Here is an 18,685-nt window from a genome sequence, read left to right on the forward strand (position 1 = left end):
CAAATCTCCAGTGCTGAGAGTTGTCCCCACACCCGTGGGGGTGAACCAATCTATGAGCCCCCTGGTAGTTCTCCTGCTGTACGTTGTCCCCACATCTGTGGGAGTAGCCGGCTAGACAATTAAGACAATCTCACATCTACCGGGATCCCTTGCCTAGGTGGGCGACACTGGGGCTAGGTCGCAGAAGCGCGATATCTAAGGAGGGGAGTATGAGCAGGAGCTTGCTGGAGCAGTTGCGAGAGATGACGGTGGTGGTGGCCGACACGGGGGATATCAACGCCATCGAGACCTTTAAGCCGCAGGATGCCACCACCAATCCCTCTTTGATTACAGCAGCCGCCCAAATGCCCCAGTACCAGGGCATTGTCGATGAGACCTTGCTCAAGGCCCGCCAAGACCTGGGATCCAAAGCCGACACCAAAGCCGTGGTGGCCCACGCCATCGACCAACTGGCGGTGGCCTTTGGCGTGCGCATTTTGTCCATCATCCCCGGTCGGGTTTCGACGGAGGTGGACGCCCGGCTCTCCTACGACACAGCAGCCACCGTGGCCAAGGCCCGCCATCTCATCGAGCTCTACAAGGCGGCAGGGGCGGATCCCAAGCGGGTGCTCATTAAGATTGCGGCTACTTGGGAAGGGATCCGCGCCGCCGAGATCCTGGAAAAAGAAGGGATCCACTGCAACCTGACTTTGATGTTTGGCCTGCACCAGGCCATTGCCTGCGCCGAAGCGGGGGTAACCCTCATCTCGCCCTTTGTGGGCCGCATCCTGGATTGGTACAAAAAACACACAGGCCGGGAGAGCTACCCGCCCGCCGAAGATCCAGGCGTGCAGTCGGTAACCCAGATCTACAACTATCTGCGCAAATACGATTACCCAACGGAAGTGATGGGGGCCAGCTTCCGCAACATTGGCGAGATCATCGAGCTGGCCGGCTGCGATCTCCTAACCATCTCGCCGGCTTTGTTGGCGGAGCTGCAAAACACCGAGGGCCACCTGGAGCGCAAGCTGGATCCGGAAAAAGCTAAGAAAATGGATATTCCCCGCCTGGTGATGGATCGGGCCACCTTCGACCAGATGCACCGGGAAAACCGCATGGCCTCGGAAAAACTAGAAGAAGGGATCCAGGGCTTCTCCAAGGCGCTGGAGGTGCTGGAAAAACTGCTCACCGAGCGGCTGCAGAAGCTGGAGGGCGCCAAGGAAACGATTACCCACGCCGCCCAGGATGTCTTCCGCATCTACGACCTGGATGGGGATGGCTTCATCACCCGCGAGGAGTGGATGGGAGCAGATCGCGTCTTCGATGCCCTCGACACTAACCAAGATGGCAAAATTACTCCCGAAGAAATGCTGGTCGGACTGGGGGCAGCCGTTTATCTGAGAAATTAGCCAGGCAAGCAAGCCCTATGGGCGAGAGCTTTCGCCGCTTTGGAGACGCAGTAGCCGCCCTGGAGGCCCAGGCCCGCCGCTGGATTGCCCAGTATCTGCAGGGGATCCCTTACGATCCGCCGCCGGGGCCGGCGGCCAGACAAGTGCTGCACTGGATCGAGACCGACTTGCTCCCTCGGCTGCAGCAAACCCCCCAGGAGCTGAGGCATCTCCTGCACGGGCTCAACGGCGGCTATGTGCCCAGCGGCCCTTCCGGTGCCCCCACCCGGGGCCGGGTGGAGGTGTTGCCCACCGGGCGCAACTTCTACTCGGTGGATATCCGCGCCATCCCTACCCCCACCGCCTGGCAGGTTGGCTCGCTGGCTGCCGAGCGGCTGGTGGAGCGCTACGTGCAAGAGCAGGGGGAATATCCCCGCCACCTGGGCCTATCCGTTTGGGGCACCTCTACCCTGCGCACCGGCGGCGACGACTGGGCCGAGGCGCTGGCGCTCTTGGGAGTCAGGCCCCGCTGGGAGGGGGGACGGGTGGTGGATATTGAGATTTTGCCCGTGGCGGTTTTGGGCCGGCCCCGCGTGGATGTAACCCTGCGCATTTCTGGGTTCTTTCGCGATGCTTTTCCCAACCTGATTGCCCTCTTCGACCGCGCCGTGCAGGCCGTGGCCGCCCTGGAGGAGCCGGAAAGCGACAACCCCCTGCGGGCCCAGGTGCTGGCCGATACCCAGTACTGGCAGGAGCAAGGGATCCCGCCTTCAGAAGCGGCAAAGCAAGCGCGGCTGCGCATCTTTGGCTCCAAGCCGGGGGCCTACGGAGCCGGCCTGCAGGGGCTGATCGAGGCGCAAAACTGGGAAACGGAAGCGGATCTGGCCCGCGCCTACCTCAACTGGAGCAGCTACGCCTACCGGGCCGAGGGCGAAGGAGAGCCGGCCCCCGCAGCCCTGCGGCGGCAACTGGCCCGCCTGCAAATTGTCCTGCACAACCAAGACAACCGCGAGCACGATCTCCTTGACTCGGACGACTACTACCAGTTTCAGGGAGGCATGGTGGCAGCGGTGCGGGCGCTCCAGGGCCGCAACCCCCAGATCTACTTCGGGGATCACGCCCGTCCCCACAACCCCAAGATCCGCACCCTGGCCGAAGAAATCGACCGCGTCTACCGCGCCCGCGTCGTCAACCCCAAGTGGATTGCCGGCGTGATGCGCCACGGCTACAAAGGCGCCTTCGAGATGGCCGCCACCCTGGACTACCTCTTCGCCTACGACGTCACCACCCACGCCGTGCCGGACTTTATGTACGCTGGCCTGGCCCGCGCCTACTTGCTGGATCCCCGGGTGCAGCAGTTTTTGCGCAACCACAACCCTTGGGCGCTGCGGGACATGAGCGAGCGGCTGCTGGAAGCCCACCAGCGGGGCTACTGGCAAGAGCAGGCGCCGGAGCTGGTGCCCCACCTAGAAGCCCTGATGCTGGAGACGGAAGCCCGCCTGGAGGCTACCCAGGGATCCCTGGCGGGGGAAGGTTAAGTTCGGCTAAGATGCTCTCAGCAAACCAGACGCGGAGGGATCCCGATCCATGAGCAAAGCCAAGCTGTTGCGAGAGATTCTGGGGCCCCTGCTGGAAGATTACCGCTACTGGTTTGAGCGCTCTCGTCGCTTTTTGCAAGAAGAAACTTTAGAATTCATCAGCCCAGAGGCGCAGCAGGCCCTCCTGGAGTGGGTTTTGGCTGCCCAAGCGGAGCTCCAGGCAGCGGAAGCCCTCTATCAGTTGTCGGATAATGAAGTTGGCGTTGACCCGGCCCTGATGGCAAAATGGCATCGCCTGCTGATGGAGTGCGCCGAGCTGGGCCGTCGCTTTCGCCAAATTCACCCCTCCTCCGACTCATCTGACCCGTGATGCTGCAGATCCTCTACCTCATCGCTTTTGTGGCCATTGCCTTTGTAGCCCTGCGCAACCTGGTGGCCAACGTGGTTACTCTGAGCAAAGAAGAGCGCAAGGCCTCGCCACGTCGAGGCCGCCGGCAGGTGCCCCACCCAGAGCTGTTGGATGAAGAAGGCAACCTGACGGAAGAGCCCTTGCTGGTCATTCGCTCGGCCAGCTTGGAAGAGGCCCGCAGCCGCCTGGAGGATCTCTACTCTGGCTCTCCCGACGAGGACTAAAAAAGGGAGTTCAAGAGCGGCGCAGGAGCTCCCCCTTTCTCGGTGTCGGCCCGAGTCAGGTGTGGGGGTGAGCAGCCTTTCCTGGATGAAGTTGCAGTAAAACATTTGGCGCCGAGAACTATCCCCAACTCCCCTCTCCCTCAGGGAGAGAGGCCAGGGGTGAGGGCAGCGGCGCGGGGCGCTTGGGTAGGCAGCAAGGTATCTTAATCTTGTCTGAGACAACTGCAGTCAATCTGGTTCTTCACCCAGTGGCCTCTGGAGCTGGCCTGCAGCGTTTGCGCAAACGTCACCAATGGGATCCGATTCCAGTTCCGATTTCGAGGTGGCAGCCGTCCTGGAGGCGGTGCTGAGCAAGCTGAAGGTTTTGGCGGAGACGGGACAGACCTTTGGCCAGCCGATTACCATTGGCGACACAACGATTGTCCCCTACGTGTCGCTCTACTTTGGCGTTGGGGGAGGAGGGGGCCATTTTGGCAAAACGGCCAGCGGCTTTCGCAGCAACGGACGGGATCCGGCCAGCCTGTTTGGCGGAGCGGGGGGCGGGGTGCGCATCGAGCCGGTGGGCTTTTTGGTGATCCGGGGGGAGCGGGTGGAGCTGCTAACCACGGCCCAAAAGCCCAGCCAGTGGAGCCAGCTTGGCGAGACTATAGTTCCCCTGCTGCAGCAGTGGTTGCAAAGCCGGGCCGACAACTCCTCATCCTCAAATGACCAGCCAAATGACTAGCCGCGAATGAAGAGGCGGGATCCCTGGGGGGAGGGCTGCACGTCGATGCGGTGGGGAAAGGCCTCTTGCAGGCTGGGGATGTGGGTGATCACCAGGATGCAGGCAAAGTCGGAGGCAATGGCGTTGATGGCCGCCAGCAACTGGGCCCGCCCGGTGGCGTCCTGGGATCCAAACCCCTCGTCGATGATCAACGTTTGCAGGTCGGATCCCGAGCGCTGGGTAAGCAGGCGGGAAAGAGCCAGGCGGATGGCGAAGTTGATGCGGAAAGCCTCTCCCCCAGAGTAGGTCTCGTAGGGACGGGTGCCGCGGGGATCGGCGATGAGGATGTCGAGGGTCTCGATCAGCTTCTCCGAGCGCCGCCCCGAGCGCTGGGTTACAAAGCGCAGATGGAGGCGGTGTTGGGTGAGGCGGCCCAGGATCTGGTTGGCCTGGGCCTCTAGCTCTGGCAGGACATTTTCGATGATCAGGGCGGGAATGCCGTTGCGGCCGTAGGCGTTGGCCAGCTCCTGGTACACCTGCTGCTGGCGGCGGGCCTGCTGCAGTTGTCGCTCCAGCTCCGTCCGCTCCGCCTGCTGTTCAAGAGCCTGCTGCAGCCGCTGTCGGGCCGCCCCGATTTGAGAAAGCACCAGATCCAGCTCTTGCCGGTTCTCCTGCAGAGCTTGGCGGATCCCTTCTAGATGAGCCGGGGAAACATCGGGGTGCTCGGCCAGTTGTCGCTGCAGCGCTTCCAGCTCTTGGGCAGCCTGGGCAAAGTGTTGCCGGCTTTCCTGCAGGCGTTGGGACAGGGCCTGGCTGCGGGCTGTGGCTTCCGGCAGCTCCTGGCGGGCCATCTGGAGGGCTTGCAGGCGGGCCGGCCACAGTTGCGCCTGGGCCAGTTCTGCTTTTACCTGCTGGTGCAGGGATCCGTCGTAGCCGACCTGGTGCAGCGCCTGCTCGATCTGGGCCAGGCGTTCTGCCAGCGGCGAGTCAGGGGATCCCGCCTGTTGCAGGGCCTCCAGTTGCGCTTGCAGGGAGGCGATTTGCTCGCCTAGGCGGGCGCGGCGCTCCTGGGCTTTGCGCAGCTCGTGGGAGCGGCCCAGGGCCCAGCGCCAGCGCTCCACCTCTCCCCGTTGCAAGGCATGTTCCCGCTCGTCATAGCCCAGCTGCTGCAGGGCCTGTTGGATCTGGGCAAGCTGCTGCCGCGCCTCTTGGGCATAAGCTTCTTGGCTGAGGATCTGCTCCAGTTCTGCGGCTTCTGCCCGCCGCGCCTCCAGTTGCCGCTGCCGCTCCTGCTCAGCCTCCCACTGCTGTTGCAGGCGCCCCTGAAGGTGCAGGCGCTCGTCCCAGGTGGCCAACTCTTGGCCAAGACGCTGGGCTTCTTCCTGCAGCAGCCCGATCTCCCGGTCGGCCACCGCCAATTGCTCGCGGATTACAAACAGCTCGCCAGCAATTTCCTCTTGCCGCTGGCGGTGTTTCTTCAGCACCACTGCCCTCAAGGACGGGCTGAGCGGACGGGCACAGAGAGGGCAAACCCAAATTGGGGCGGTCGGCACTTTGGTGGGCGGTGCTGGCATGGACTCGGCAGGCTGCTCTGAGAAGAGGGGGTCTGCGGTTACTTCGGATCCCGGTTCTGCAGCTCCCTCGGCAATGGCCTTCGCCCCCGTCAAAGCACGGGTGGGACGGCACCGGCCAGAGTCTGGATCCGAAGGGCCCAAGTGATCCGGGCGATCCAGATCTTCTAGCTCTGCAGGATCCAAGCGCTCGGCGTGGAGGGACTCCGCTCCGCTATCGCCAACAGGAAACTCTTCCCAAGGAGCCTCTAGCAGGCGGCAGCGTTCCTCCTCCTGTTGCCACTGGTGCTGGAGAACCCGCTGCCGCTCCTGCAGCTTCTGCACAAAGAGGCGGCGCTCCTGGATTTTTTCCAACACCTGCTGCTGGTAGAGGCGCTGCCGCTCCAGCTCGGCCAGGGCTGCAGCGCTGGCGGCAATTTTCTGGGCCAGGTGCTGCTGCTGTTGGGCCAGGGTTTCCTGGCTTTGCAGGTGCTCCTGGAGGAACTGGAGGCGGGCTTGCAGACGTTCTCCCTCGCGGCGGATCTCCTCCTCCCAGTGCCGTTGTTGCTCCAGGAGGGCAGCGGCTTGGGCCTGGGCCTCGTTTAAGCTTTGCAGGCGCTCCTGGGCTTGCCGGTAGTGGTGGAGGGCGTTTTCGATGCGCTCTCGTTCGGCCAGCACCTGGGCATCGGCCTGGGCTTGGGCCTGGCAGGCGGCCAATTCCTGTTGCAGCCGCTGCATTCTGCGCAGTTGCTGCTGTTGTTGCTCGGCCTGTTGGGCCTGCAGCTTTTGGCGTTCTTGGAGCAGGTATTGCTGTTGCTCGAAGAGGTGGTGAAGATGGCGATCCTGGGCCATCAGGGTTTGATAGCGTTCGTAGCCCGCCAGGATCTCCTCGCTTTGGGCAATCAGCTCTTGCAACTGGAGCAGGTGCTGTCGTTGAGCTCGCCACTGCTGTTCGGTGTGGTGCAGGTTGACGCTGAGCTTGTTCAGGTGCTGGGCAAGCTGCTGGTGGCGCTCCTCCAGGGTGTGGCGATGTTCATAGGCGCGTTCTAGGGCCTGTAATTCCTGCTGCTGTTGGGCCAGGAGCTGTTGCAGATGGATTTGCCGCTGTTGAAGCTGCTCCAGTTCGGCTTGCATCTGCTCGATAGAGACCTGGTGTTGATCCAGCTTGTGCAGGCGCTCTTGGAGCAGGTCGGCTTTGAGCTTGGCGCTGCGGGCCTGTTCGCGGCAACGCTCCGCCAGCAGATCGTACTGCCCCAGCTTGAGCATGTCCGCCAAGATCTGCTTGCGCTCGCCGGGACGCTTCAGGGTAAAGGCATCGGCCTGCCCCTGCCGCAGGTAGGCCGAGTGAACAAAGGTATCGTAGTCGAGGCCGAGCTGATTTTGGATGGCCTGTTGGGTGGCACGCAGGCCGCGGCGGGTGAGGCTGCGCCAACGGGCTTGGCCGTCGCTTTCTCCAGTTTGAATTTGCCACTCCAGGGATCCTTCCCCCGCGAGGTGGCGACTGCGCAGGACGCGGTAGGTTTGCCCCCGCGAGCGGTAGACCACCTCCACCCAGGTTTCGCTGGCCCCCTTGCGGATGAGATCGCTGTCGTTGCTGGCCCGGCTCTGTCCCCAGAGGCCCCAGGTAAGGGCGTCGAGCAAAGCCGATTTGCCCGCCCCGTTGGGGCCGCAAATGCAAGCGGTGTGGATCCCGCGCAGATCCAAAACCGCCTGAGAGTAGCAGAGAAAATTGTGTAAGGTCAGGCGAACTGGGATCACAAGGGCGGCTCTGGTCGCTGCAAAGCAATGGCGATGAGCCATTTGCTCCAGTTTATGAAGTTATTGGCTAGATCCCAAGTTTTGCCACAGCCAGAAAACGGTTGTCCCACCGCCCTGAGCCCACCAGGGAAACTGGCACTGCTGCTGAGGCGGAGCAACCCGAAGGAGCAAGTGCGGTTGCGGAACCAGTAACTAAGAGTTCCTAGGCTTACTGCTGGGCCGGAGCAAGCTATAGCTAGGGGGAGTACGTCCATCTGCCCTCCTCGCCAGCCGGGATCCCGGGAGACAGCCATCCAGAACCTAGTTGGCCCACTGCGGAGCGAGGGGGATGTTAGAACGGGGAAGGCGGAACACCAGATGGCGGAGTGATGGAGCTATGAAGGAAGACTGGGCAAAACGGTTGCGCAACAGTTTAGTTGCCGTGGTGGCCGTGCTCCTGGCGGCAGGCTTGTTTTTAGCCAATCAAGCTCGTCAGGCTGGCACCAGCTTGGCTGACTTGGCTGCAGAGGCAGTGTCCTGGGAGGAAGCGCAGGCCAACGGCAAGCCTTCTCTGGTGGAGTTTTACGCCGATTGGTGCACCACCTGCCGAGCGATGGCACCTCTCCTGGCCAGCCTGAAGAAAGAATTTGCCGATCAGGTGAACTTCGTCATGCTGAACGTGGACAACCCCAAGTGGCTGCCGGAGTTGAGCCGCTACCGGGTGAACGGGATCCCTCACTTTCTCTTTTTGGATGGTCAAGGGGAAGTGCTGGGATTTGCCATCGGAGAGCAGCCTGCCGCCATTTTGCGGGGCAATGTGTTGGCTCTGGCAACTGGGCAGCCCCTGCAGTTGACCAATGCCGGACAGGTGTCTGAGTTGGATCGGGGCAGGCCTGTCCTCCCGCATCAGGCGGATCCGCGCAGCCATGGATAGAGACCTAGGAGCTCCCAGTTGTCGGGCTTGAGGCTCCCAACTGTCCCTCTAAGCCGCCCACTGGTCTTGCCAGTTAACCGCTCCCTGAGTTGCGCCCGCCCCCCTCTCCCACGCCGCTGAGGACGGATGTTCTCCACCGGGAAAACCAGCGCCTACCTCTTCCAGGTGGGGGAGTCCCCGCGGTTGAGGATCGCCAAGCAGCGACTGTCTCGGCAGCGTCGAGGTAAGGCCAAACTTCTTCGGTTAGGCTTGGGCAGCCTGCAGCCGCAGGTGCTGAACTAGAGCCTGTAGGCCCAATAGGTAGCTGTGGGCTCCAAATCCACTGATTTGGCCGATGGCTACAGCAGCAATGTAGGAGTGTTGCCGGAAAGGTTCGCGGCGATAGATATTGCTCAGGTGAACTTCCACCGTGGGCAGCCCTACGGCAGCAATGGCATCCCGCAGAGCGATGCTGGTGTGGGTGTAGGCGCCAGGGTTGATGAGGATGCCGGAGTGCTGCTGGCGAGCCCGGTGAATGGCATCGACCAACACCCCCTCATGGTTAGACTGCAGGATCTCCAGCTTTGCCCCAAGAACTTCTGCCTGCTGGTGGAGCGCCCGATCGATCTGTTCTAAGGACACCGAGCCGTAGATGCCTACTTCTCGCACCCCCAGCAAGTTGAGGTTGGGGCCGTGCAGAACCAGAAGGCTTAGGAGCTCACCAGCGGAAGCAATGGCAGTCGGATTAACGACGACGATGGGATCCATTTTCTACGGGAATGGGAGCAGGTTGGGGCTGAGGACTTCCCAGAAGAGTATCAATCACACGTTCCACCCATTCGCGGATCTTTTCGAGAACTTTTTCTACCCAATCCATCCGACCTGCCTCGTAGGAGTTACAGAGCCATCAACGGAGCTTGACCAATGGATCTCCATGATAGCGCTTTTTCCCGACAAGCGTGGAAATGCCATCGGACTAGTAAAGGGCGCTCAGGAGCACGATATCCACGACCAGGAGGGCACCTGCAAAGGCCAGCAGGCTGCGCACAATTTGACGCTCTTGTTTGGAGCGATGGGATCCGCCAAGGCGGAGCCAGCGGAGAGAGTTGGGGAGGCGGTACAGCATAGCAACAGTCGATGGGATCCTAACTTAGGAGCGCCAATGCCCCAAGGTGATCATGCCCCATTCTGTGAGCTTCGGATCCCGGCGGACTTCCCCACGCTGGGGGGGAATACCAGCGTGGCTATGGGGACCAATTCCTTTTAGAGTGGGGGTTAGGCCATTTTTGTTGTCGATGACCACTCCTCTAACTCAAGCCGAAACCGTTTTTCAGCGTTGCTGGGATCACTGGCAAGCTCTGGCCAGCCGTCAGGATCTGCAGCCGGAGTTCAAAGCTTTATCCACTCTGCGCAAGCGTCTTGTCACTCGGGTGTTTTCCATTGCGGTGTTTGGTCTGGTCAACCGCGGCAAGTCGGCTGTCTTGAACGCCCTGACCGGCGAGGCCCGCTTGGAGGTAGGGCCCCTCAACGGGGTGACGCAACAGCCGCAATCGCTGCTGTGGCAGCCGGGGCCGGGGATCCCTTGGCAGGTACGGTTCATCGATACGCCCGGCTTGAACGAGATCAACGGAGAAGCCCGCGAACAGTTGGCCTGGGAGGTGGCCCGCGCCGCCGACTTGATCCTGTTTGTCATCGCCGCAGACCTGACCCAGTTGGAGTACCAGGCTCTGTTGGAGCTGCGCACCCTGCACAAGCCCATCCTGCTGGTGTTGAACAAGTGCGATCTCTATTCGGAAGCCGAGTTGCAGGCCATTCGCGCCCAGATCAGCCGCCACTTGGGCTGGGTGTTGCCGCAGGAGATCTTGACGGTGGCCGCCCGTCCCAAGCCCACTAAGGTGCGCACCCACTGGCCAGATGGCCGCATCACCTTGGAATGGGAGCGGCCCGCACCCCAGATCGAGGCCCTGCGAGGGCGCATTGTGGAAATTTTGCAGGCAGAGGCGGGATCCCTCTTGGCCCTCAATGTGCTGAAGCGGCTGGAGCACCTCCAGGCCCAGCTCTGGCAAAAGCAGTGGCAGCACCACGCCCGCTTTGTCGAGCAATGGGGCACGGCCTGCGCCCTCGGCAAGGGGATCGCGGTGGGCTTGGCGCCACTGGGGCTAGATCTGCTGTTGGCGCCGCTACTGGATGGGCTGTGGCTGTTGGGCCTGGGAATGCGGCTGCGCCTGCCCTGGGGATCCTTACGGGAGGCGCTGGGATCCGCCCAGGAGGGGCTGTGGCGACTGCTGCTGCTCAATGGGGCGCTGCTGCTTTTGGCCGAGGGGGTGAGCTCTTGGCTGTGGGGAGGCTGGAGCAACAGCCTCTTGCCGGGTCTGGTGGCGGGGGCGAGTTTGTACCGCTTGGGATCCCTGGCGCCACGGGTGTTGCTCCGGTTTGCCCCAGAGGGGTTCGGCCTAGGGGCCCTCTTGCGGGATCTCATCAGCAGCCAAGAGCTGGCTGAAAAGGCCTAGGGTTCCTCTTCCCGGCCATCCTGAGCCATTTCGGCGGCGTGGTAGGAGCTGCGCACCAGGGGCCCAGAGCGCACCTGGCGAAACCCCATCTGGAGGGCAATCTGGCCCAGCTCGACAAACTCCTCCGGCGTCCAGTAGCGCTGCACCGGGCGATGGGCCAGGGAAGGCTGCAGATACTGCCCCAGGGTGAGCCGGTCACAGCCTACCGCCAGCAGATCTCGAAAGGTTTCCAGCACTTCTGCGCGGGTCTCGCCGTGCCCCAGCATCAGGCCGGACTTGGTGGGCAGGCCGGGATCCAGCTCCTTCACCGTTCGCAAAACCCGCAACGACAGGTCGTAGCCAGAGCTGCGCCGCACCGCCTGCGACAGCCGGCGCACCGTTTCGATGTTGTGGTTGTAGCAGGTCGGTCGGGCCGCCACCACACGGGCAATGCAGTCGCGCTCCCCGCGAAAATCGGGGGTGAGCACCTCGATCTGGATCCCAGGGCAGCGCCGCCGAATCGCTTCCATCACCTCCACGAAGCGGCCGGATCCCTGGTCGGGCAGGTCGTCGCGAGCTACCGAGGTGAGCACCACATAGCGGAGCCCCAGCAGCTCAACGGCCTCAGCCACCTTTTCCGGCTCCTGCGGATCCAACGGCGCGGGCCGCCCGCTAGCCACCTGACAAAAGGAACAGGCGCGGGTACAGATCCCGCCCATCAGCAGGAAGGTGGCAGTCTTTTGGCTGTAGCATTCGGCCCGATTGGGACAGCGCCCCTCTTCGCAGATGGTGTGCAGGCCCCGCTGCTTGATCACCTGCTGCACTGCCGAGATATCGCTGGCCTTGCCGATAGAGCGCTTGACCCAACTGGGAAGAGAGCTAACAGGCATGGGAGGACGAGAAAGAAGAGATAGCGTCCATTGTGGCATGGACGCCTTCCAGATCGATCGCCCTTGGCCGGAAAAGGGCTAGGCCACCTGAGGAGAGGTTAGCATCTGGTTGACGATGCGCTGCACAATTTGAAAGCCAGTCGCCGCCTGCCAGCCCAGGATCCCCAAAATCACCAAATTCAGCAGGAGGTGGACATTGCGAGCCCAGGCCTTTTGGCCATCCTTCATCAGGGGCGCCAAAGCCGCAGAGCTAGCCACCAAGGCCACAATGCCCAATCCCGCCAGCAAGTGGGGGCCAACAAACAGCTTGCCGTTGTTGAGGTAGGTCACCCCCATGCCGCCCAGGGCCCCGAACACCATCAACAGCAAGAACAGGGATCCCGCAAGAAAGTGCCGCTGGCCAAACTTACCCTTGACGAGTTCTTTGCGCTCTTGTGCAGAAGCAGTGCGCAGCCGTCGCACCTGCAGGCCCAGGTAAAGAGCGTAGAGAGCTAGGGCAAAGGCGAAAATCATCAGCACAGGGTGAAAGAAGGGCAAAGCCAGCTTCAGCCATTGGGGAAGTTGAATGCTGTTCATAGGGATTGCGCAACGAAGAGGAGGCTGCCCCTAAATTAACACAAATTTAAAAAACTTCTGTCGCGGCACGGGCGCGTGTGGACTCCGGGAGTGGGAGCCCTATCTGCATCAGATGCTGGTAGAAATGGATTTGCCATTGGCAGCGGGCCAGATGATGGGCTTTGCGACTTGGGTAACGCTGCGGATCCCAATTCCAGTAGCAGTCTTCCAACCAGTCTTGCAAGAAGCCATCCCCAATTTCAGGGTAAGCAGTTGGAGCCTTGATCAGGAGGGGCTTTGTGGCGCTTTTCGGTAACCGTGGATCCCTTTTAGCTTTTTTCCGGTAGCTCGATTGCTGTTGCCTTTTCGGCCTTGCTGCCTGCCCTCTGGGCTTGGGTCGAGGGTGGAAACCGTCCTTGCGCACAAGGCGTTCTTCCTCCCTCCGTAAGCCTGGCCGAGGAGGGATCCCTTGGCGCGCCCCGATACCGTGATGTCTCCCCTTCGTCCGCTGCCACCCCCCGCCTCAAGATCCAAGCCACAGGGCATAATGGGCTAGCAACTTCTTTTGAACAGGGATCCGCAGCAGCATGGGACGGGCAAAGAAAGTGGTATTGGCCTATTCGGGGGGCGTCGATACTTCCGTCTGCATCCCCTATCTCAAGCACGAGTGGGGGGTGGAATCGGTGGTCACCCTGGCGGTGGACTTGGGTCAGGGGGCGGAGCTGGAGGCCATTCAAGCCAAGGCCCTGAGGGCCGGGGCCGAGCAATCCCTGGTGCGGGAGGCCGTCCAGACCCTGATTGCCGACTACGCCTTCCCCGCTATCCAGGCCAATGCCCTCTACGAGCAGCGCTACCCTCTCTCCACTGCCCTGGCCCGGCCCCTGATCGCCCAGCTGTTGGTGGAGGTGGCCGAAGAGGTGGGCGCCGACGCCGTGGCCCACGGCTGCACCGGCAAGGGCAATGACCAAGTCCGCTTCGACCTGGCCATCGCCGCCTTGAACCCCAAGCTCAAGGTGCTGGCCCCGGCGCGCGAGTGGGGCATGACCCGCGAGGAGACCATCGCCTACGGCGAGCGCTACGGCATCCCTATGCCAGTACAAAAATCCAGCCCCTACAGCATCGACCTCAACATCCTGGGCCGCAGCGTCGAAGCCGGGATCCTGGAGGACGCCGACCAAGAGCCGCCGGAGGAAGTCTACGCCCTCACCCGCTCTATTGCTCAAACCCCCGACGAGCCCGCCTACGTGGAGATCGCCTTTGAAGAGGGGATCCCGGTGGAGCTGGACGGGCAGCGCCTCGGCCCCAGAGCCCTCTTCGAGCGGCTCAACGCCTTGGCCGGCAGCCACGGTGTCGGTCGCATCGACATGATCGAGGATCGGCTGGTGGGGATCAAGTCGCGCGAGATCTACGAGTGCCCGGCCCTAACGGTGTTGATCCAGGCCCACCGCGAGCTGGAGAGCCTCACCCTCACTCGCGAGGTCCTCCACTACAAGTACGGCATCGAGACCACCTACAGCCAGTTGGTCTACAACGGCCTCTGGTACTCGCCGCTGCGGGAGGCCCTGGACGCCTTCATCCGCACCACCCAAAAAAGCGTTACCGGCGTGGTGCGGATGCGCCTGCACAAGGGCCAGGCGGTCTGCGTGGGCCGCCGCTCCCCTTACTCCCTCTACAACGCGGAGCTGGCCACCTACGGGGAAGGGGATCAATTCGACCACCGGGCTGCCGAAGGCTTCATCTACATCTGGGGCCTGCCTACCCGCACTTGGGCGCAGGTGCACCGCGGCAGTGGTGCTTGAACTCTACCGCCAGGCAATTTGTCCATCCGGGGTGCTGGTCAACCGGCTAGCCTGCTGGGGGGGAGGTGTCAAGCCGCTTGCCTGCTGGCACGACGGCGCAGGTGGGCCAGGTTTGCCACCGCGGAGGTGAGGGGCTCTCTCTAGGTTCCTGCCGTCCAGGTGTTGCCGTACTCGATCTGCTCCGGGGTAAGGCTGTCGATGGAGATCCCCATGGCTTTGAGCTTGAGGCGGGCGATGGCCTCGTCGATCTCTGCCGGAATGGGGTGCAGCCCTGGCGCCAGGCGGCCACGGTTTTTCACCAGGTACTCGCAGGCCAGGGCCTGGTTGGCAAAGCTCATGTCCATGACGCTGGCGGGATGGCCTTCGGCGGCAGCCAGGTTGATCAGCCGGCCCTCTCCCAGGACGAACACCGATTTGCCCGACTGGAGACGGTATTCTTCCACAAAGGGGCGCACCGTCTGCCGGGAAACCGTCCGCTCTTGCAGCGCCACCAGGTCGATCTCGATGTCGAAGTGGCCGGCGTTACAGACCATCGCCCCATCTTTCATACGGTCGAAGTGCTCGCCGCGGATGACGTGCTTGTTGCCGGTGACGGTGATGAACAGATCCCCCAGGGAAGCGGCCTCGGCCATGGGCATAACCCGAAAGCCGTCCATCACCGCCTCCAGGGCCCGCACCGGGTTGACCTCGGTCACGATTACCTGGGATCCCATGCCGCGGGCCCGCATCGCCACCCCCTTGGCGCACCAGCCGTAGCCGGCCACCACCACCGTTTTTCCGGCCAGAAGAATGTTGGTACAGCGCAGGATGCCGTCCAGGGTGGATTGGCCGGTGCCGTAGCGGTTGTCGAACAGGTGCTTGGTCTCGGCATCGTTGACGGTCATCACCGGGAAGCTGAGCACCCCCGCCTTAGACATGGCCCGCAGGCGCACCAGGCCGGTGGTGGTCTCTTCCGTGGTGCCGATGATCTCCGGGAGCTGCTCCTGGCGATGCTGCACCAGCTCCGCCGTCACATCGCCGCCGTCGTCGATGATCAAGTTGGGACGGTGATCCAAGGCAATTTGCACATGGCGGCGGTAGGTTTCCACATCTTCCCCCTTGATGGCAAAGACCGAGATGCCGTAGTCGGCCACCAGGCTGGCGGCCACATCGTCTTGGGTGGAGAGGGGGTTGCTGGCGATGAGGACGCTCTCCGCTCCCCCTGCCTGCAGCGCCAAGGCCAGATTGGCCGTCTCGGTGGTGACATGGCAGCAGGCCACCAGGCGCAGGCCGGCCAGGGGCTTTTCTTGGGCAAAGCGCTCCCGGATCTGGGCCAGCACCGGCATCTCCCGCGCCGCCCACTGGATCCGTTGCCTGCCCAGAGAGGCGAGGCCCAGGTCTTTAACTTCGTGCTTGGGGAGAGACAGGGTGGCGCTGGTCATCGAGAAGGCTCCAAAGAGAGTTGTCGAAAAAGGATAGAGGTTCAGCCGAGCTACACGGCCAGAGAGAGGGAGTTTCAGGCCGTTACAATGTCGGCAAGAGGGACAAACAGATGTCAACAGACCTGAACTATTCTGCCACAAGGGATCCCTTTTCGGCGCTGGGGCTGGACGTGGGCAACCGCCGCATCGGCGTGGCCGGCTCCGACGGGCTGGGGCTGCTGGCCACGGGGCTGGGGGTGATCCGGCGCCGTTCCCTGCCGGAAGATATCGCCCAAGTGCAGGCGTGGATCCGCCGCCGCCAAGCCACCGTGGTGGTGGTCGGGATCCCGCTTTTGGCGGATGGATCGGTGGGATCCCAGGCCCGCAAGGTGCAGCGGTTTGTGCGGGCGCTGCAGGCGGCCGTGGATTTGCCGGTGGTTACGGTCAACGAGTACCTGAGCACCGTACAGGCGGAGTGGGATCTGCGCCAGGCCGGGACCCCGGCTAAGGCCCAGAAAGCGCTTATCGACCAGCAGTCGGCGGCAGTGATTCTCCAAACTTGGCTGGACGAGCGGCGCTATTCCCAGAGCTCAAAAGCGCCCTGCAGATAGTCTGCCAAGGCGTAGCTCACCCCTTCCTTGCCCGGTCGCTGTTCCACCAGCGCGACATCAAAGCGACAAGCTAGTTCAGCAAGATCAGGGTGCTGGCTCAAGAAAGCTTGGGCGGCCCGGATTAGGCGCTGCTGCTTTTGGATCCCAACCGCCAAAAGCCCCTTTTGATCCCAGCCCTGGCCACTGCGGGTTTTCACTTCCACAAAAATCAACTCCCCTGCCCTAGAGGCCACCAGATCCAGCTCTCCCCAACGACAGCGCCACTGTTGCGCCAGGATCTGCCAGCCTTGCTCCTCCAGGTACTGCCGCACACAAGCTTCGCCAGCCTCGCCCATGTTTTGGAGAGAAGTTCGCTTGGGCAAGGGATCCCCAGCCTACCTAGATACAAACTCCTCGAAGGAACTATTCAGAATCGCTCCCCCCTTGGCCCTAGTGGGCAGAGCCGTTGCCGTGATATTTATCGGTGTCGTAAAAGCCGTTGCGGGTGCCGAAGTAAAAACTTGCCAAAGAGAGGGCAAAAGCAACCCCCACCAAGACTAGCTTTGCATCCACGTGGCCTTCTCCTGATTTCCTCCTGAACCGTAACCATGATAGCCTGTCTCTCCTGCATAGCCCTCTTGTGGGAAGCAGCATCAACATCGGCAAGGCAGGGATCCCAAAGGCCTACGGGCGCGAACGGAGAGCTTTCCTGGATGAGCTGAGCATGCTACCATTCAGGCTAGAAAGGGAGTAGTCAGGCGGCTTACCGCCCTCTGCATCGACATACTGGCTAAAAGCAGCCCGGTGCCAGAGACAAGGCAAGCCCATCGTCTTGCCTTGGTGACGAGACTTTCACTGAGTTCACGCGGAGGTGAGCTTGGTGAGTCCGTCTGACTTTCCCAGCCTTCGCCTCCAGGTGTGAACCGATTCTGCACACAAGAGAGGTTGGAGGCTAAACGATGTGGGCCGGTTTTGCGTCCAGTTTGTTGTTGGTCACAGTAGCTGAGTTTGGGGATAAGACCTTTTTTACCCCCCTGATTCTGGCTATGCGGCACCCACGCCGCTGGGTCTTCTTGGGAACGTGGCTGGCTTTGGCCGCGATGACCTTGCTGGCTGTGGTGGCCGGGAAAGTGCTTTTTGAGCTGCTGCCACCCCTGGGCGTGCGAGTGCTATCGGCTGGAGTTTTCGCGGCTTTTGGGCTAAGAATGCTCTGGCAAGCTTACCAAATGACTCCCCAGCAGGAGAAGGAAGAAGAGGAAGAAGCCCTCAGGCTGGTGGAGCAAGCCGAAGCAAAAGGCGCTGGCCGCGGCGGGGCTTGGGCTGTTGTGTGGGAGGCCTTTAGCCTGACCGCCTTGGCCGAGTTCGGGGACAAAACCCAGATTGCCACCGTTTCCTTGGCAGCCACCCACCCGGGATTGAGTGTCTGGGCAGGGGCCACCCTCGGCCATGGGCTGATGGTGGGGTTGGCGGTGGTGGGCGGTCGCTTCTTAGCAGCCCACATCTCTGAACGGGCCGTGCATTGGGTGGGGGGCGGCTTGTTTCTGCTGTTTGCGTTGGTAACCAGTTGGGAATTGTTAGGATAAACAACTGTAGTTATTTCAAAGAGCAATGAAACAGCTCGTTGCGTCAGTGGAGCCGAGCACTGGAGGAGCGTCTTAATCGGGTTTGAAACAACCATACCCGTAGGAGCTGCTCCCGCTTGGACTGCAAAATCTCCTCTCGCTTCATGGCGCGAAGGTCCGCTCTTTGTTGAGCTGGGCACATTCTGCCTTTTGGCTGCAGAACTCCCATGAAGTCGGAAAAAAAGTTCGGATTATCCAAATTCCTGTTCGATAATTCGCCATCTGGCAGTAATCACTCCTGGCTCCAGGCTGAGGCGGCTGACGACAAGTTCTAGAGCCTGGTCGTCGCGGGTTTGGGTGACCAGCTCCGCTTCAACTTTGACCAGGTCGGGTTTGTCTTCTAGGTCTTCGCTGTAGAGGGCTCGCAATTTGAGATGGGTGGGCGCTATGCCCTGCAGCAGCAGGGCGCGCAGGTGGGCTTCCGCATGGCTTTTGCAGATAAATGAACACTCATAGACCAGTTCCAGCTCCGTGCCTTTGAGGGGCTGTTGGTTGATGCGGTAGCCCAGGGGGCGCAGCAGAATGTTGGCGATCAACACGGCTCCTGCCCCAATGGTGGCTTGGGGAATGTACCCTGATCCGGCAAAAGCCCCTACGGCTGCTGCACACCAGATGGTGGCAGCGGTGTTCAAGCCGCGCACGCTGGCCCCCTCTTTGAGGATCACGCCCCCGGCCAAAAAGCCGATCCCCGACACCACCTGGGCGGCAATGCGAGTTGGACTGCTTTCATCAGGGGTGAGCACTGAGAGCATGACAAACAAGGCTGCGCCAGTGGCCACCAAGGTGTTGGTGCGCAGGCCGGCCATGCGCTGCCGCCACTGGCGCTCCAGCCCGATAAGGGATCCCAAGATAAAGGCAACCGTTAGGCGGAAGGTGAAGTCAATCCAGGTCATAGGGCA

Annotated in this window: 18 protein-coding genes, 1 pseudogene and 1 CRISPR repeat array (1 of these 20 only partly in view); of the genes and pseudogenes, 10 read left to right on the top strand and 9 right to left on the bottom strand. The window is 61.9% G+C overall.

Going from position 1 to position 18,685, the window contains the following annotated elements; translation table 11 throughout:
* A CRISPR array of direct repeats spans positions 1-111; the repeat unit is 28 nt; unit sequence GTTGTCCCCACACCCGTGGGGGTGAACC (it extends 421 nt beyond the left edge of the window).
* Between the two features lie 98 nt (positions 112-209).
* From SYN60AY4M2_RS04470 to SYN60AY4M2_RS04490, 5 genes and pseudogenes are all read left to right on the top strand, one after another.
* The gene (locus SYN60AY4M2_RS04470; protein WP_011429619.1) at positions 210-1,388 is read left to right on the top strand and encodes a transaldolase; all 1,179 of its coding nucleotides are present in this window, start codon (positions 210-212) and stop codon (positions 1,386-1,388) included.
* A pseudogene (locus tag SYN60AY4M2_RS04475) lies at positions 1,349-2,905 on the top strand (cobaltochelatase subunit CobN); the annotation flags it as partial. The gene SYN60AY4M2_RS04470 and the pseudogene SYN60AY4M2_RS04475, both read left to right, overlap by 40 nt.
* A 49-nt stretch (positions 2,906-2,954) precedes the next feature.
* Entirely contained in the window at positions 2,955-3,275 is a 321-nt protein-coding gene (locus tag SYN60AY4M2_RS04480; protein WP_099812374.1) for a DUF2605 domain-containing protein, read from the top strand.
* On the top strand, positions 3,275-3,538 hold the full coding sequence (locus tag SYN60AY4M2_RS04485; protein WP_041438126.1) for a DUF2973 domain-containing protein: 264 nt from the start codon (positions 3,275-3,277) through the stop codon (positions 3,536-3,538). The genes SYN60AY4M2_RS04480 and SYN60AY4M2_RS04485 overlap by 1 nt, the downstream gene beginning before the upstream one ends.
* Before the next feature lie 292 nt (positions 3,539-3,830).
* Complete coding sequence (locus SYN60AY4M2_RS04490) at positions 3,831-4,262, top strand: GerW family sporulation protein (RefSeq protein WP_011429615.1); 432 nt, start codon at positions 3,831-3,833, stop codon at positions 4,260-4,262.
* On the opposite strand, the gene SYN60AY4M2_RS04495 is transcribed toward SYN60AY4M2_RS04490, so the two are convergent.
* Entirely contained in the window at positions 4,259-7,549 is a 3,291-nt protein-coding gene (locus SYN60AY4M2_RS04495) for an SMC family ATPase (RefSeq protein ID WP_099813242.1), read from the bottom strand. The genes SYN60AY4M2_RS04490 and SYN60AY4M2_RS04495 overlap by 4 nt on opposite strands.
* A gap of 376 nt (positions 7,550-7,925) precedes the next feature.
* On the opposite strand from SYN60AY4M2_RS04495, the gene SYN60AY4M2_RS04500 reads away from it, so the two are divergent.
* Complete coding sequence (locus SYN60AY4M2_RS04500; protein WP_011429613.1) at positions 7,926-8,462, top strand: thioredoxin domain-containing protein; 537 nt, start codon at positions 7,926-7,928, stop codon at positions 8,460-8,462.
* Between the two features lie 243 nt (positions 8,463-8,705).
* Here SYN60AY4M2_RS04500 and aroQ read toward each other — a convergent pair whose 3' ends face one another.
* Positions 8,706-9,209 carry a type II 3-dehydroquinate dehydratase gene (aroQ, locus tag SYN60AY4M2_RS04505; RefSeq protein WP_011429612.1) on the bottom strand — a complete coding sequence of 168 codons (504 nt, stop codon included), beginning with the start codon at positions 9,207-9,209 and terminating at the stop codon, positions 8,706-8,708.
* Positions 9,210-9,417: 208 nt separating this feature from the next.
* Positions 9,418-9,567 carry a hypothetical protein gene (locus tag SYN60AY4M2_RS14040; RefSeq protein ID WP_011429610.1) on the bottom strand — a complete coding sequence of 50 codons (150 nt, stop codon included), beginning with the start codon at positions 9,565-9,567 and terminating at the stop codon, positions 9,418-9,420.
* A gap of 169 nt (positions 9,568-9,736) precedes the next feature.
* Here SYN60AY4M2_RS14040 and SYN60AY4M2_RS04510 point away from each other — a divergent pair, with 169 nt between their 5' ends.
* Positions 9,737-10,951, top strand: coding sequence for an Era-like GTP-binding protein (locus SYN60AY4M2_RS04510; protein WP_011429608.1), 1,215 nt, complete (start codon positions 9,737-9,739; stop codon positions 10,949-10,951).
* Here the strand turns inward: SYN60AY4M2_RS04510 and lipA are convergent.
* Both lipA and SYN60AY4M2_RS04520 read right to left on the bottom strand, forming a co-directional pair.
* Complete coding sequence (gene lipA, locus SYN60AY4M2_RS04515) at positions 10,948-11,820, bottom strand: lipoyl synthase (protein WP_011429607.1); 873 nt, start codon at positions 11,818-11,820, stop codon at positions 10,948-10,950. The two genes, SYN60AY4M2_RS04510 and lipA, sit on opposite strands and share 4 nt — an antisense overlap.
* A gap of 78 nt (positions 11,821-11,898) precedes the next feature.
* Entirely contained in the window at positions 11,899-12,396 is a 498-nt protein-coding gene (locus SYN60AY4M2_RS04520) for a DUF4079 domain-containing protein (protein WP_011429606.1), read from the bottom strand.
* Between the two features lie 566 nt (positions 12,397-12,962).
* On the opposite strand from SYN60AY4M2_RS04520, the gene SYN60AY4M2_RS04530 reads away from it, so the two are divergent.
* The gene (locus SYN60AY4M2_RS04530; protein WP_011429604.1) at positions 12,963-14,174 is read left to right on the top strand and encodes an argininosuccinate synthase; all 1,212 of its coding nucleotides are present in this window, start codon (positions 12,963-12,965) and stop codon (positions 14,172-14,174) included.
* A gap of 140 nt (positions 14,175-14,314) precedes the next feature.
* Here the strand turns inward: SYN60AY4M2_RS04530 and ahcY are convergent, their stop codons facing one another.
* Positions 14,315-15,595 (bottom strand): adenosylhomocysteinase, encoded by a 1,281-nt coding sequence (gene ahcY, locus SYN60AY4M2_RS04535; protein WP_011429603.1) that lies wholly within the window; start codon positions 15,593-15,595, stop codon positions 14,315-14,317.
* A gap of 110 nt (positions 15,596-15,705) precedes the next feature.
* Between ahcY and ruvX the strand changes: the two genes are divergently transcribed.
* Entirely contained in the window at positions 15,706-16,185 is a 480-nt protein-coding gene (gene ruvX / locus SYN60AY4M2_RS04540) for a Holliday junction resolvase RuvX (RefSeq protein ID WP_099812375.1), read from the top strand.
* Here ruvX and SYN60AY4M2_RS04545 read toward each other — a convergent pair.
* Both SYN60AY4M2_RS04545 and SYN60AY4M2_RS14625 read right to left on the bottom strand, forming a co-directional pair.
* A complete protein-coding gene (locus SYN60AY4M2_RS04545) occupies positions 16,152-16,520 on the bottom strand; it encodes a YraN family protein (protein ID WP_049749715.1) in 369 nt (122 codons plus the stop codon). The genes ruvX and SYN60AY4M2_RS04545 overlap by 34 nt on opposite strands.
* 94 nt (positions 16,521-16,614) lie before the next feature.
* Positions 16,615-16,737 (bottom strand): hypothetical protein, encoded by a 123-nt coding sequence (locus tag SYN60AY4M2_RS14625; protein WP_041438124.1) that lies wholly within the window; start codon positions 16,735-16,737, stop codon positions 16,615-16,617.
* Positions 16,738-17,123: 386 nt separating this feature from the next.
* Here SYN60AY4M2_RS14625 and SYN60AY4M2_RS04555 point away from each other — a divergent pair, with 386 nt between their 5' ends.
* Positions 17,124-17,747, top strand: a complete 624-nt coding sequence (locus SYN60AY4M2_RS04555) for a TMEM165/GDT1 family protein (protein ID WP_011429572.1) — start codon at positions 17,124-17,126, stop codon at positions 17,745-17,747.
* A 230-nt stretch (positions 17,748-17,977) separates the two neighbouring features.
* Here SYN60AY4M2_RS04555 and SYN60AY4M2_RS04560 read toward each other — a convergent pair whose 3' ends face one another.
* Positions 17,978-18,679, bottom strand: coding sequence for an MgtC/SapB family protein (locus SYN60AY4M2_RS04560; protein WP_011429571.1), 702 nt, complete (start codon positions 18,677-18,679; stop codon positions 17,978-17,980).
* Positions 18,680-18,685: the final 6 nt, after the last annotated feature.

Source organism: Synechococcus sp. 60AY4M2, assembly GCF_002760375.1.
In the GTDB taxonomy this organism is placed as follows: domain Bacteria; phylum Cyanobacteriota; class Cyanobacteriia; order Thermostichales; family Thermostichaceae; genus Thermostichus.

Coding starts and splice junctions, on each gene's coding strand:
- SYN60AY4M2_RS04530 (WP_011429604.1), top strand. CDS start 12,963: ATGGGACGGGCAAAGAAAGTGGTATTGGCCTATTCGGGGGGCGTCGAT.
- SYN60AY4M2_RS04480 (WP_099812374.1), top strand. CDS start 2,955: ATGAGCAAAGCCAAGCTGTTGCGAGAGATTCTGGGGCCCCTGCTGGAA.
- ahcY (WP_011429603.1), bottom strand. CDS start 15,595: ATGACCAGCGCCACCCTGTCTCTCCCCAAGCACGAAGTTAAAGACCTG.
- SYN60AY4M2_RS04560 (WP_011429571.1), bottom strand. CDS start 18,679: ATGACCTGGATTGACTTCACCTTCCGCCTAACGGTTGCCTTTATCTTG.
- ruvX (WP_099812375.1), top strand. CDS start 15,706: ATGTCAACAGACCTGAACTATTCTGCCACAAGGGATCCCTTTTCGGCG.
- SYN60AY4M2_RS04470 (WP_011429619.1), top strand. CDS start 210: ATGAGCAGGAGCTTGCTGGAGCAGTTGCGAGAGATGACGGTGGTGGTG.
- SYN60AY4M2_RS04490 (WP_011429615.1), top strand. CDS start 3,831: ATGGGATCCGATTCCAGTTCCGATTTCGAGGTGGCAGCCGTCCTGGAG.
- SYN60AY4M2_RS04485 (WP_041438126.1), top strand. CDS start 3,275: ATGCTGCAGATCCTCTACCTCATCGCTTTTGTGGCCATTGCCTTTGTA.
- lipA (WP_011429607.1), bottom strand. CDS start 11,820: ATGCCTGTTAGCTCTCTTCCCAGTTGGGTCAAGCGCTCTATCGGCAAG.
- SYN60AY4M2_RS04545 (WP_049749715.1), bottom strand. CDS start 16,520: ATGGGCGAGGCTGGCGAAGCTTGTGTGCGGCAGTACCTGGAGGAGCAA.
- SYN60AY4M2_RS04510 (WP_011429608.1), top strand. CDS start 9,737: ATGACCACTCCTCTAACTCAAGCCGAAACCGTTTTTCAGCGTTGCTGG.
- aroQ (WP_011429612.1), bottom strand. CDS start 9,209: ATGGATCCCATCGTCGTCGTTAATCCGACTGCCATTGCTTCCGCTGGT.
- SYN60AY4M2_RS04555 (WP_011429572.1), top strand. CDS start 17,124: ATGTGGGCCGGTTTTGCGTCCAGTTTGTTGTTGGTCACAGTAGCTGAG.
- SYN60AY4M2_RS14040 (WP_011429610.1), bottom strand. CDS start 9,567: ATGCTGTACCGCCTCCCCAACTCTCTCCGCTGGCTCCGCCTTGGCGGA.
- SYN60AY4M2_RS04520 (WP_011429606.1), bottom strand. CDS start 12,396: ATGAACAGCATTCAACTTCCCCAATGGCTGAAGCTGGCTTTGCCCTTC.
- SYN60AY4M2_RS04500 (WP_011429613.1), top strand. CDS start 7,926: ATGAAGGAAGACTGGGCAAAACGGTTGCGCAACAGTTTAGTTGCCGTG.